The organism is Shouchella oshimensis (assembly GCF_004375095.1).
GTDB classification, from domain to species: Bacteria; Bacillota; Bacilli; order Bacillales; family Bacillaceae_D; genus Shouchella; species Shouchella oshimensis.
Genome location: NZ_SNUX01000001.1, coordinates 339,432 through 352,118, shown reverse-complemented (window position 1 = coordinate 352,118; position 12,687 = coordinate 339,432). Strand labels below are relative to the sequence as shown.

General features: G+C 40.5%; 17 protein-coding genes. All 17 read left to right on the top strand.

Features of this window, described 5'->3' with window-relative positions; genetic code table 11:
• Position 1: 1 nt before the first annotated feature.
• From flgG to E2L03_RS01715, 17 genes are read left to right on the top strand one after another with little or no spacing between them, the layout of a single operon-like run.
• Positions 2-778 carry a flagellar basal body rod protein FlgG gene (gene flgG / locus E2L03_RS01795; protein WP_124742214.1) on the top strand — a complete coding sequence of 259 codons (777 nt, stop codon included), beginning with the start codon at positions 2-4 and terminating at the stop codon, positions 776-778.
• Between the two features lie 9 nt (positions 779-787).
• The gene (locus E2L03_RS01790; protein ID WP_038480731.1) at positions 788-1,006 is read left to right on the top strand and encodes a flagellar FlbD family protein; all 219 of its coding nucleotides are present in this window, start codon (positions 788-790) and stop codon (positions 1,004-1,006) included.
• Positions 1,003-1,431, top strand: a complete 429-nt coding sequence (gene fliL, locus E2L03_RS01785) for a flagellar basal body-associated protein FliL (protein WP_038480728.1) — start codon at positions 1,003-1,005, stop codon at positions 1,429-1,431. Before E2L03_RS01790 ends, fliL begins: the two co-directional genes overlap by 4 nt.
• Positions 1,432-1,446: 15 nt before the next feature.
• A complete protein-coding gene (gene fliM, locus E2L03_RS01780; RefSeq protein WP_095150385.1) occupies positions 1,447-2,436 on the top strand; it encodes a flagellar motor switch protein FliM in 990 nt (329 codons plus the stop codon).
• A complete protein-coding gene (gene fliY, locus E2L03_RS01775; RefSeq protein ID WP_038480723.1) occupies positions 2,429-3,568 on the top strand; it encodes a flagellar motor switch phosphatase FliY in 1,140 nt (379 codons plus the stop codon). The genes fliM and fliY overlap by 8 nt, the downstream gene beginning before the upstream one ends.
• 24 nt (positions 3,569-3,592) lie before the next feature.
• The gene (locus E2L03_RS01770) at positions 3,593-3,955 is read left to right on the top strand and encodes a response regulator (RefSeq protein ID WP_038480718.1); all 363 of its coding nucleotides are present in this window, start codon (positions 3,593-3,595) and stop codon (positions 3,953-3,955) included.
• Positions 3,956-3,971: 16 nt separating this feature from the next.
• Complete coding sequence (locus E2L03_RS01765; protein ID WP_051667545.1) at positions 3,972-4,556, top strand: flagellar biosynthetic protein FliO; 585 nt, start codon at positions 3,972-3,974, stop codon at positions 4,554-4,556.
• The gene (gene fliP, locus E2L03_RS01760) at positions 4,556-5,233 is read left to right on the top strand and encodes a flagellar type III secretion system pore protein FliP (protein ID WP_371836640.1); all 678 of its coding nucleotides are present in this window, start codon (positions 4,556-4,558) and stop codon (positions 5,231-5,233) included. Before E2L03_RS01765 ends, fliP begins: the two co-directional genes overlap by 1 nt.
• A 15-nt stretch (positions 5,234-5,248) precedes the next feature.
• Complete coding sequence (fliQ, locus tag E2L03_RS01755) at positions 5,249-5,518, top strand: flagellar biosynthesis protein FliQ (RefSeq protein WP_038480712.1); 270 nt, start codon at positions 5,249-5,251, stop codon at positions 5,516-5,518.
• The gene (gene fliR / locus E2L03_RS01750; protein ID WP_134258495.1) at positions 5,519-6,298 is read left to right on the top strand and encodes a flagellar biosynthetic protein FliR; all 780 of its coding nucleotides are present in this window, start codon (positions 5,519-5,521) and stop codon (positions 6,296-6,298) included.
• Entirely contained in the window at positions 6,295-7,383 is a 1,089-nt protein-coding gene (gene flhB, locus E2L03_RS01745; protein ID WP_236702337.1) for a flagellar biosynthesis protein FlhB, read from the top strand. The genes fliR and flhB overlap by 4 nt, the downstream gene beginning before the upstream one ends.
• Before the next feature lie 18 nt (positions 7,384-7,401).
• Complete coding sequence (flhA, locus tag E2L03_RS01740; RefSeq protein ID WP_038480708.1) at positions 7,402-9,441, top strand: flagellar biosynthesis protein FlhA; 2,040 nt, start codon at positions 7,402-7,404, stop codon at positions 9,439-9,441.
• The gene (locus tag E2L03_RS01735; RefSeq protein ID WP_055735311.1) at positions 9,438-10,424 is read left to right on the top strand and encodes a flagellar biosynthesis protein FlhF; all 987 of its coding nucleotides are present in this window, start codon (positions 9,438-9,440) and stop codon (positions 10,422-10,424) included. Before flhA ends, E2L03_RS01735 begins: the two co-directional genes overlap by 4 nt.
• A complete protein-coding gene (locus tag E2L03_RS01730) occupies positions 10,408-10,992 on the top strand; it encodes a hypothetical protein (RefSeq protein ID WP_038480705.1) in 585 nt (194 codons plus the stop codon). Before E2L03_RS01735 ends, E2L03_RS01730 begins: the two co-directional genes overlap by 17 nt.
• Positions 10,989-11,600, top strand: coding sequence for a CheB methylesterase domain-containing protein (locus tag E2L03_RS01725; RefSeq protein WP_134258494.1), 612 nt, complete (start codon positions 10,989-10,991; stop codon positions 11,598-11,600). The genes E2L03_RS01730 and E2L03_RS01725 overlap by 4 nt, the downstream gene beginning before the upstream one ends.
• A gap of 2 nt (positions 11,601-11,602) precedes the next feature.
• Positions 11,603-12,202, top strand: coding sequence for a chemotaxis protein CheC (locus tag E2L03_RS01720; RefSeq protein WP_236702347.1), 600 nt, complete (start codon positions 11,603-11,605; stop codon positions 12,200-12,202).
• A complete protein-coding gene (locus E2L03_RS01715) occupies positions 12,199-12,684 on the top strand; it encodes a chemotaxis protein CheD (protein ID WP_134258493.1) in 486 nt (161 codons plus the stop codon). The genes E2L03_RS01720 and E2L03_RS01715 overlap by 4 nt, the downstream gene beginning before the upstream one ends.
• Positions 12,685-12,687 lie beyond the last annotated feature (3 nt).

Sequence of the window (12,687 nt, the reverse complement as noted above, 5' to 3'; positions counted from 1 at the left end):
CATGATTCGATCAATGTATTCAGGCATATCTGGCATGAAAGGGTTTCAAACAAAGTTAGATGTTATCGGTAATAATATCGCCAATGTTAATACCCATGGTTTTAAAAAAGGGCGGGTTATGTTTCAAGACTTAATGAGTCAACAGATGCAGTCAGCTCTTGCACCAGGAGCGAACCAAGGTGGTGTAAACCCTCAGCAAGTAGGTACAGGTTCAACTGTAGGAGCTATCGATACGGTTCATGGAGAGGGCCCTGCCCAATACACCGGTCGTAGCCTAGATTTAATGATGAATGGTGCTGGATTCTTCGCAGTCCAATCTAATGGTGAGACGTACTATACACGAGCTGGAAACTTCTATATTGATTCTAACAATAATATTGTCAATAGTTCTGGAGCGTATTTACTCAATCAAGCAGGTGAACGAATTGAGGTTCCAGAGGATGCAACGGAAGTGACGATTGATTCTGAAGGAACGATTAACTTTGTTGGTTCGGATGCACCTGGAACAACGTTACAAGTTGCAACTTTTGCAAATCCTGATGGGTTAACGAAGGTAGGCGGTAATTTATTTTCAGCTACAGCAGCTTCTGGAGCACCGAACATAACGGATACAAACGGAGCTGGAGAAGTTCAAAGTGGGTTTTTAGAAATGTCAAATGTAGATTTAACGGATGAATTTACGGAAATGATTGTGGCACAACGAGGCTTTCAGGCAAATTCACGTGTAATCACGACATCTGATGAAATATTACAAGAAATTGTTAATCTAAAGAGATAGGAGATAACTATGATTTCGGTTACGCGATTAAACGGGCGTTCCATGCTCTTAAATCTATTATTAATCGAGCATATTGAAGCGCATCCTGATACAACGATTACACTCGTGAGTGGCAAGAAAATCGTTGTTGCTGATTCAATAGAAACGGTAGGGAACAACATCAATCAAGCTATGAAAGAAATTGGACTCGTTGGTTCCTATAAGCAGCAAAGAGTGGATGAAGAATGAGTAAACGGATTATAGGTGTTTTCCTCAGTATTGTTATGGGTGCTGCTCTTCTAGTAGGAGGGCTGTATCTTTTAGGGATAGGTCCGTTTCAAAGTGGCACAGAACAAGCAAGTGCCTCTATTGAAAACATTAATAAACGCTCCTTTGATACAGAAGAAATTACGACAAACTTAAAAAGCGGTGAATTTATCCGCGCCCAATTTCGTATTCAGCTTGATGATGCAACCACATTAACAGAACTTGAAGAGCGAAATTTTCAAGTTAAGCACGTTGTCTTATTAGCGTTAGCTGAGACAACAGCAGAAGATTTGTTAGGTGCAGAAGGCATCCAAGAGCTAGAAGAAGAAATGAAGACTCAATTAAACCAGCACCTCGATTCAGGGAGTGTGGAAGCGGTATATACTACGACTAAAGTTGTTCAGTAGAGAAGAGGTGAGCTTATGGCAGATGTATTGTCACAAGGGGAGATTGACGAACTTCTTTCAGCATTAACAACCGGTGAAAAGAGTGCAGAAGACTTATTAAAGGTTGAAGCGGAGAAAAAGGTGCGAACCTATGATTTTAAGCGCGCCCTTCGTTTTTCCAAAGACCAGATGAGAAACTTGTCACGCATTCATGAAAACTACGCACGCATTTTAACAACTTATTTTTCAGCAAGGCTCCGCTCACTTGTACAGATTCAAGTTGCCTCTGTGGAGCAAGTGCCCTACGAAGAGTATGTTCGTTCTATACCGTCGATGACGTTTTTAAATGTAGTTGAACCAAGACCGTTAAGTGGTCGATTTTTGCTTGAAACAAATCCTAATATTGCTTATGCGATGTTTGATCGTGTTCTTGGAGGCAGAGGAACAAGCATTAACAAAATTGATAATTTGACAGATATTGAAAAGAACATTCTGTCCGGACTGTTTGATTCAATGGTTCGAAGTTTTGCAGAAGCGTGGTCATCTGTCGTTCAACTTGAACCGGTTTCAGAAGTAACAGAGGTTAACCCACACTTTTTGCAGATGGTCTCACCGAATGAAACGGTTGTAGTCATCTCATTAGCGACGAGTATTGCCGAGACGTCTGGGTTAATGACGATCTGTTTACCACATGTTGTTTTAGAAGATGTCTTACCCAAGTTGACGAATCATCATTGGTTCCAAGAGCAAAGACGTTCCATTTCACCAGAAGAAGAGGAAATGATGAATCGACAGCTTAAAAAAACGACCATTGATGTTTCTGTAGATTTAGGGAAATCTGCTATTACAATCGAAGAGTTTTTAAAATTAAGCATTGATGATGTAATAACGCTAGACCAAGAACTATCATCACCTTTACATATGAATGTCGGTGGCGCATTGAAATTTAAGGGTCAACCAGGCTTACAGCGAGACAGAATGGCTATTCAGGTGACAGATATTGTAGGAGGAACGGAAGATGAGTGATAGACCTCTTTCTCAAGACGAAATTAATGCATTATTACAAGGGTTAAAAGAAGACGAACCATCTGAGCCTGAGAAAAATGACCAAGAGCATGAAACCGTTGAAATTACTGACATCCTTACACCAATGGAGCAAGACACCATTGGGGAAATAGGGAACATCTCTTTTGGTAGCTCTGCGACAGCGTTATCCACCTTGTTAAATCAAAAAGTGGAAATCACAACGCCGACTGTTACGTCAATAGATCAATCTACACTACATGATTTGTTTCCTCATCCTCACGTCGTTGTTCATGTTGATTATACAGAGGGCTTTGAAGGCTCTAATTTATTTGTTATTACGACCAAAGACGCTGCTATTATTGCAGACTTAATGTTAGGTGGTACTGGTGAGAAACCAGATGAAACACTAACAGACATGCACTTAAGTGCTGTACAAGAAGCGATGAATCAAATGATGGGATCTGCTTCAACATCAATGTCTACATTATTTAACAGGAGAGTTGATATTTCCCCTCCTCGGGTGCAAATTGTCGACTTTAATACACAAAAAAAGCCTGAGTATGTTCCGGAAGGCGATCATCTTATCGGCATTTCGTTTTCATTGAAGTTAGGGGAATTAATTGACTCTCAATTATTACAAATTATAAATGTGCCATTTGGAAAAAGTTACGCGCAAGCCTTACTAGGAGAAACACATGAAGCTGAAGAAACGCATGTAGAAAAAAAGGAATCAATAAAAGAACCTACGTACTTTCAACAACATGAGGAACCAAATCGTGTTAAACAACCAACGCCAACTATGGCTAAAGAGCAACTTGTCGAAAAAGCGGTTTTCTCTAATTTTGAAAAACCAAACTTACCGGATAGCGAGATGAAAAATTTAGATATGCTCCTAGATATCCCTTTAGAAGTAAAGGTAGAACTAGGAAGGACGAAAAAAACGATACAAGAAATTTTAACAATTTCACAAGGCTCTATTATTGAGCTAGATAAGTTAGCTGGTGAACCTGTCGATGTTCGCGTAAACGATCGACTTATAGCTAAAGGAGAAGTAGTCGTTATTGATGAGAATTTCGGCGTTCGAATTACAGATATCGTTAGTAAAAAAGAACGAATTAATCACTTGAATTAGTTGAGAAAAAGGGAGAAAACAACGATGGCGAAACAAATTTTAATTGTAGATGATGCAGCTTTTATGAGAATGATGTTAAAAGATATTTTAGAAAAGAACGGTTTTACGGTTGTAGCTGAAGCGAACGATGGAAACGAAGCGCTTGAGAAATACAAAGAATTTTCTCCAGATTTAGTAACCATGGATATTACAATGCCTGACAAAGATGGAATAAGCGCACTAAAAGAAATTAAAGAGTACGATCCTAACGCAAGTGTGATTATGTGCTCGGCAATGGGGCAACAAGCAATGGTTATTGATGCCATTCAAGCAGGGGCAAAAGACTTTATTGTAAAACCTTTCCAAGCTGATCGAGTTATTGATGCCATTTCTAAAGCAATCGGTTAAGGGGTTTCTTTTCGTAGTGGTCGTGCTTTGCTTTGCCCTTGTAGAGCACGAGCACGCCTTTGCGAAAGATTGTAGTGTACAGGAAGCAATGGATTCAGAAGCATGTGCTTCTTCTGATGCTGAGCAGGAGGAGACGGTAGTAGCTAACGAGTCTCCATGGATTAGTGGTTTAAAGATGATTGGTGCACTGCTTATTGTTATTTTTTTACTTGTAACACTATTGAAGTTTATAAACAAACGCTCACGGTCTTTTCAAGAATCAAAGGGATTGTCTTTGCTTTCAGGTGTCTCACTAGGTGGAAATCGATCGATACAGCTAGTACGAATTGGGGAAAAGCTGCTTGTAATTGGTGTAAGTGATCAAGTGCGGTTATTGGATACAATAGACGATCCAGATGAAATTGAAGCCATACTTAAAAAGCAACAGCCTGACGGAGAACAAGGTGGACTAACGCAAATCTTACCTTGGTTAAAGACGACAGATAACCAACGACAATCGTCTTCAACGTTTCAAGACATCTTGACTTCTCGATTAAATTTAGAAAATCAAGGGTTGAAAAAGAAAGTAAAAATGCATGATAAAGGTCCGAACTCTCTATGATGGATTTGTTTATTCTTTCGTTTTTAAATGTCGACTTAACAAATGAAGGTAGCATTGCAACGACGCTACAAATTGTTTTACTCATAACGATCTTGTCAATTGCACCAGGAATATTAATTTTAATGACTTGCTTTACTAGGATTATTATCGTTCTTTCTTTTGTTCGGCAAGGGTTAGCTACACAAACGACGCCACCGAATCAAGTATTAATTGGACTGGCTCTATTTATGACATTTTTTATTATGGCGCCAGTAATACAAGATGTGTATGAAACAGCTTATATTCCGTTAACCGAGGGTGAGCTTACAGGAGAAGAGGCACTTGATGCGGCGATTGTACCAATAAAACAATTTATGGCACAACACACAAGAGAAAAGGATCTCGCTTTGTTTATGGGCTATGGCGGCTATGAGCAACCTGAAACGTTAGAAGATGTGCCGATTACAGCGCTTATTCCTGCCTTTGCTATTAGTGAATTAAAGACAGCCTTTCAAATTGGATTTCTTATTTTTATTCCGTTTCTTGTCATCGATATGATTGTCGCGAGTGTTCTAATGTCTATGGGGATGATGATGTTACCACCAGTTATGATTGCCTTACCTTTTAAAATCTTGTTATTTGTTCTCGTCGATGGCTGGTATCTCGTCGTACAGAGTCTGCTCATTAGCTATCAATAGGAAGGAGCGTGTTTCATGAATCTTGAAACGGTAACGAACCTAGCTCAAAGCGGTGTATGGACGGTCTTGCTTGTTGCCGGACCACTTTTACTTATTGCGTTAGCTTTAGGTCTTTTCGTAAGTATCTTTCAAGCCACAACACAAATTCAAGAACAAACACTTGCTTTCATCCCAAAAATTGTTGGGGTTTTAGTTGGGTTAGTCATTCTTGGGCCATGGATGCTATCGCAATTAACGGAAATGACCTATAGCATTTATAGCAACTTATTTAGGTATATTGGCTAAATGGACGTATTTATTCAACTGTATCCGACGTTTTTACTTGTTTTTGTTCGGATTGCGTCTTTTTTTCTTGTGCTTCCGCTATACAATTACCGGACGATTCCACTACCATTTAAAGTCGGCATCGCTAGTATGGTTGCGTTACTGCTTGTTATGTCAGTTGATTTTCCGATTGTCTCAATTGATGCAACGTACGCCATTTTACTTATAAAAGAAGCGCTCGTTGGTCTTTTAACTGGATTAGTCGCAATGATGCTTTTGTATGCTGTGCAAATTGCCGGGGGATTAATTGATTTTCATATGGGCTTTATGCTTGCAAATGTTGTTGATCCACAAACCGGTGCGCAAAGTCCGCTCACTGGTAGCTACTTATACGTATTCGCACTACTATACTTACTTATTATTGACGGTCACCACTTATTATTAGACGGCGCTGTGTATAGCTTTGAGTTTGTCCCAATTGACCAATTGTTCTTACCTCTGGCGCAAGAGTCGGTAGTAGAGCAGGTTGCTATGTTAATGGGATTTCTATTTGCCTTTGGCGTTTCAATGGCTTTTCCGGTAGTGGGTTCTTTATTTTTAGTTGATATTGCCTTAGGAATTGTTTCTAGAACCGTTCCACAAATGAATGTGTTTGTCGTTGGTATGCCGATTAAACTAATGGCTGGACTTATTATTCTCTTTATTTATATCGGCGTTTTCTTTATGAGTATGAACTATTTGTTTAAAGAAATGATTCTTGCCATGCGGGAGTTGTTAGAAGGGTTCGGTGGATCAGGGTGAACAGTAGACTTGTGATGGATTTACAATGGTTTGCTGATGAAAAAACCGAAAAAGCAACACCGAAAAAGCGGCAAGATTCTAGAAAAAAAGGCCAAATTCCAAAGAGTCAAGATGTCAATACAGCGCTTATGCTCTTTGTAGCGTTTATCATCTTATGGCTGTTTGCTGGACCAGCTATTTTTAGTGGCTTACAAGGGATGATGCTTGATAGCCTTTCACGCTTTCTTCATATGGATGTGACTACGCCGAACATTGCTAGTTTGTTTCGAACGTTAACGTGGAACATGGCCATACTTGTGTTGCCACTCATGGCTATTACAGTTCTTGCTGGTGCTTTTGGAAGCTTTCTACAAGTAGGGTCGCTTTTTACAACAGACCCCCTAAAGCTTAAGCTGGAAAAGCTCGACCCTATAAAAGGGGCTAAGCGAATCTTTTCTGCGAGAGCATTAGTGGAGCTAGCGAAATCCATTCTGAAAATTGTTTTTGTTGGAGCAGCCGTCATCATTGTCTTGTATATGAACATTGAAGATGTTTTATTGTTGTCGCAAAAAAATATTGAAGTGAGTGCTGTTACAGTAGGGGAACTTGCTTTAATGATGGGGATTGTTGCTGCTATTCTTTTGCTCATTCTAGCTATACCCGATTACCTTTATCAACGGTACGATCATGAAAAACAAATACGAATGTCGAAAAAAGATATTCGTGATGAGCACAAGACGAGTGAAGGAGATCCGAAAATTCGAGCGAGACGAAAGCAAAAGCAACTGGAAATGTCGATGGCGCGATTGGCTCAAGATGTTCCTAAGGCAGACGTCATTATTACAAACCCGACTCATTTTGCTGTTGCGCTTAAATACGATCAAGCTAAAGCAGATGCTCCTTACGTTTTAGCTAAAGGAATGGATTATGCTGCAGAACGAATAAAAAAGATTGCCCGCGAACATCACATACCAATGGTTGAAAATGTATGGCTTGCACGTACGATGTATGCAAACTTACAAGTAAATGACCAAGTCAACGAAGAGATGTTTGAAGCGGTAGCTGAAGTTTTGGCCTATGTGTATCAACTAAACGGCCATACATAAAAAGGAAGGAGGGGAACAATGAAAGCGAAAGATTTAAGTATACTTGCTGGTGTGATTTTAATCATTGTGATGCTCATCATACCACTCCCTCCATTTTTGTTAGACGTATTAATTATTTTTAATATCTCTTTATCTTTGCTTATCTTACTTGTGGCACTAAATACAAAAAACGCCCTTCAATTTTCTGTGTTTCCGACAATGCTTCTTCTTGTGACGCTGTTTCGCTTAGGATTAAGTGTGTCAACAACCCGTTCCATTTTAGGTGAAGCACACGCGGGGAACGTTATTGATACGTTTGGAAGCTTCGTAATTGGTGGGAATGCGGTTGTAGGATTTGTCGTGTTCTTGATTCTCATTATTATTCAGTTCCTTGTCATTACAAAAGGTGCTGAACGAGTGTCGGAAGTCGGTGCCCGCTTTACCCTTGACGCAATGCCAGGAAAGCAAATGAGTATTGATGCCGATTTGAACGCTGGGTTAATTTCTGATCGTGAAGCAAAAGCCCGTCGAGAAAAGATTGAAAATGAAGCCGATTTCTACGGCTCAATGGACGGAGCAAGTAAGTTTGTAAAAGGAGACGCTATTGCTAGCATTATAATCGTCATCATTAATATGGTTTTTGGTCTTGTCATTGGCATGATGCAAATGGGAATGGATTTATCGACGGCGGCGAGTACCTATACATTACTTACAGTTGGAGATGGTCTTGTTACGCAAATTCCAGCATTGCTCATTTCAACTGCAACAGGTGTCATTGTTACAAAAGCTGCTTCTGAGGGCAACTTAGGAAATGACTTAACAAAGCAACTTTTAGCTTATCCAAAACTGTTGTATGTGACCGCTGCCACAATTTTCCTTTTAGGGGTTACGACGCCTATCACAAAAGTTGTGACGTTTTCTGTTGCTGGATTGCTTGCGTTTGCTGGTTATCGCTTATCGAAGGCTCGGACAGTTGAAGAGGAAATGGAACACCAATTACAAGAAGAAACAACAGATGTACCAGAGCCTACAGGTCCTGAATCTGTACTGTCGTTAATGAAGATGGACCCAATAGAGTTTGAATTTGGCTACGGTTTGATCCCTCTTGCCGATGCGAATCAAGGGGGCGATTTGCTTGATCGCGTCGTAATGATTCGTAAACAAATGGCACTTGAACTTGGAACCATGATTCCTGTTATTCGCATCCGAGATAACCTATCGTTAGAACCTAACGCGTATACAATAAAAATTAAAGGTGATGTGGTTGCAAAAGGAGAGGTTCTTCTTGATCATTATATGGCGATGAGCACAGGGATTGAAGATGAGCGAATTACAGGCATAGCAACAGTCGAGCCTGCTTTTGGTTTAGAAGCCATGTGGGTAACAGAAGATGTAAAAGAAGAAGCGGAGCTGTCTGGCTACACGGTTGTTGATCCGCCAACGGTAATCTCGACTCATTTAACCGAGTTGTTAAAAACCTATGCGCACGAACTTTTAGGAAGAGAAGAAACCAAGGCGTTAATTGAACACGTAAAAGAAACGTACCCAACTCTAGTGGAAGAGGTTACGCCAACACCTTTATCTATTGGAGATGTACAGAAAGTATTGAAGAATCTATTAAGAGAACAGCTATCCATTCGTAATTTACCAATGATTTTCGAAACTCTGGCAGACTATGGTTCACGAACAAAAGATATGGACGTAGTGACAGAATATGTTCGTCAAGCACTCTCTCGGCAAATTTCAGAGCAGTTAACAGACGAGCAAAATAAACTAGCCGTTATTACCCTTGCTAGTGAAGTAGAAAAGCGTATCGCTGATGCAGTTGGACAAAATGAAAACGGGCATTTTTTAGCTTTAGCACCGGCTGACTCACAAACGATTTTGCAGCAGACTGCATCGGAAACAACGAAATTAGCAGAAATGGGGCAACAGGCTGTCATTCTATGTTCACCAGCTGTTCGGATGTATATGCGACATTTAATTGAACGTTACCTTCCTCAAGTACCAGTCATTTCATACAATGAATTAGATGCTAGTGTTGAGGTACAAAGTGTAGGGGTGGTGAGGTTGCAGTGATCATAAAAAAAATCAAAGCACCTACGTATGAGCAAGCCTATGAATTGATGCGCCAAAGCATCGGTTCAAAAGCCGTTATCTTGCACTCTCGTTATGTAACGGAGGGTGGTTGGCTCGGATTCTTTAAAAAAGAAGTATGTCAACTGACGGTTGGGATCGAAGAACAAAAGCAACGAACCCCCTCCTACGAAAGTACCTTTGTGAAAGAAGCTCAAAACGTCAACACCTATATTGATCGTTTAGAGGTTACACCAACAGTAAAAAAAGGATTGGCCCTAACGGCAAAAATGATAGAAGATCGTGGTGTAGTAGGGGGTGTAACAGTTTATAACCAAATGCTACAGGCTGTGATCAAACCGCAAACGACGGTAATCGGAGAAAAGCGGATCTGCTGTCTTTTGGGACCAACCGGTGTAGGAAAGACAACAACCGTTGCGAAGCTTGCTGCTCATGCTCGGTATGAGCAAGGAAAATCAATCGCTTTTATTACATTAGACACGTTCCGAATTGCTGCAGTCGAGCAGTTAAAAAAATATAGTGAGATTTTAGACTGTCCGTGCCACGTTGCATATGATGCATCTGAATTAACTGCCTTATGCACGAAGGTCAACGCTGATATGATTTTTATTGATACACCAGGAGATAATTATTTGCATTCACAACTCGCCGATCCTCTTGTTCAATTTTTAACAACAAGGAGCGACGTCGAATGCCACGTAGCGTTAAGCTTAACAATGAAATCAAGCGATCTTGAAGAACTGTTAAAGCCGTTTTCACCTATCACCATCGATAGCTTTATCTTAACAAAAAAAGATGAAACACGAACCATGTCTCTATTGACAGAGCTACTTTATAAACGTAAAGAGCCTGTTTCCTGTGTTACAACAGGACAACATGTACCAAACGATTTGTGTTATCCAACTGCCAAGCAGTTAATGGGATGGCTACGTTTGGAGGAGGAACACAATGGATCAAGCGTATGATTTACGGCAACGATCAGTTGAGCATGCACTTAAAAAAAGAAAGTCACTGCATCTTTATATACAGCATAAAGAGGATGCGCTAATTATTGAGCAACTGATTCAATCATTGAGTGATTACGGATATGAATCGTTTTGCGTTGCCACACCAGAAGCGAAGGCACGTTTTAGACCGAAATTTCAAGATCAGCTTCTGCATCCAGATGTTCTACAACAATCTTCGTCTTTGCGGATCGATGTATGTCTTTTCATCCAAGTTGAAGGAGAAGAAGTGCTACGATCAGCCGATATTCCAGCTATTTTGTTTCTATCTGCAAATGAAGAGCGACTCATCACCGCGTATCAATTATTAAAAAAACATACACCTCCCCGTGCTTACATCATCGGATCTGAAATAGATTCAACGAAACGAAATCAACAAGCCCGTTTAAACTTACGTGAAACGGCAAATCGCTTTCTGCAAATTGAAGTAGTGGATCTCGGATTAGTCAATAAAGCAAGCGCCAGTTTTACGGATGCGGTCTATGAGGCAATTGGGTTGCTAATAAAAGATTGGTTATTAGAAAAATGATGGTTGAACGAAATCAAGTGAATGATCGGAATGGTCACTCTGTTATTGTTGCCATCGGCAGCTCCACTGGTGGTCCAAATGCTTTGCAAAAGCTGTTTGAACAGCTACCACATCACTTGTCATACCCAATTGTTATTGCCCAGCATATGCCCGGGCATTTTACCGCTTTATTGGCTAAACGTTTAAATGAGCAGTTTTCATTTCAAATAAAGGAAGCCCAGCATGATGAGGTAGTTCAAAATGGTGTTGTCTATATAGCACCTGGAGGATGGCAAACAACCCTTGTCCAGAAAGGAAATCGTGCTTTTTTCGAAATCACAGAACCGCATCAAGCTGATTTGTATCATCCTTCCATTAATACATTGTTTGCTTCGACTACGTTTTTTAACAAAAAGATCTTGGTTGTTTTAACCGGTATGGGAAGAGATGGTTCTGCTTCTTTACAAGCAGTAAAACAATCAGGTGGCTGCACTATTTTAGCGGAAGCGAAAGAAAGTGCGATTATTTCCGGTATGCCTGATGCAGCCATTAAGACTGGACAAGTAGACTGGGAATTGACTCATATCGACATTGGAAAATGGTTACACGAAAGGGGAGGCTCATTGTGACAATGGAACAAGATTTGTTAAAAGAAGTTGCCAACATTAGTACAGGCTATGCGGCAACGGCTTTGTCAACTCTTTTACAGCGACAAGTAGCGATGAATGTGCCAGAAATCGCCCTTCATGAAATGGAAGATTTACCACGATTGAGTGGATACCACCATGAAGTGTGTGCGACGGTACATGCACCAATTGCTGGTGACGTGGAAGGGACAATGTTTTTCTTAACAAGTATGGATACAGCGGTCCGCCTAGTCAATATGGTTTTACCGAATGTGGTAAATGATCTTGATGTACAAGCTTATCCACTTGCTTCCTCTGCGTTTCAAGAGATTGGTAACATTGTTATAGGCTCTTATGTAACAGCGATTGGTTCTCTCACGTCATTAACCCTTTACCCACTTGTAACGGAGTTAACCATTGATATTGGAAGTGCAGTTTTAGCAGAGGCGACCTATCAGCTTGTTGAAGTAGATCAGTTTTTTCTAATGGAAACGGCCATGAGAGTGAAAAATGAAGAAGAAGGAATGGAAGGTTTCTTGCTATTTATACCGAATGAGAGGGCTGTTTCAGTATTAAAAAGAGCTCTTGAAAGAGATCGTCCATGATAGAGCAACGTGAAACAATCTCAATAGGTGAATGGAAAGTGTTGAGTCATACAGGAACACTGCGAACGTGTGGCTTAGGCTCTTGTGTTTGTGTTGTTCTATACGATGATACTCATATGCACGCCGGTATGGTGCATATTATGCTTCCAGATTCAAAACAAGCTAGAAAAACAGCATTTAATCCTTGGCGCTATGCGGATACAGCGTTGACGCTTTTACATAGGGAGTTAGTTAATCAAGGTGCTGGCAACTTACAAGCAAAAATAGCAGGTGGCGCGCAAATGTTCCGTCACGCAATGCGACAAGAATACATGCAAATCGGAAGGCGAAATGTAGAAGCGGTAACACAATGGCTTGAAAATGCCTATATCCCAGTAGTTGCAAAAGATGTTGGTGGAGCATGTGGAAGAACCGTGGAATTTACACTTCCTACTTTCGTCTTGCATGTGCGTACGGCGAGCAAAACGATTAAACAGATATAGAAG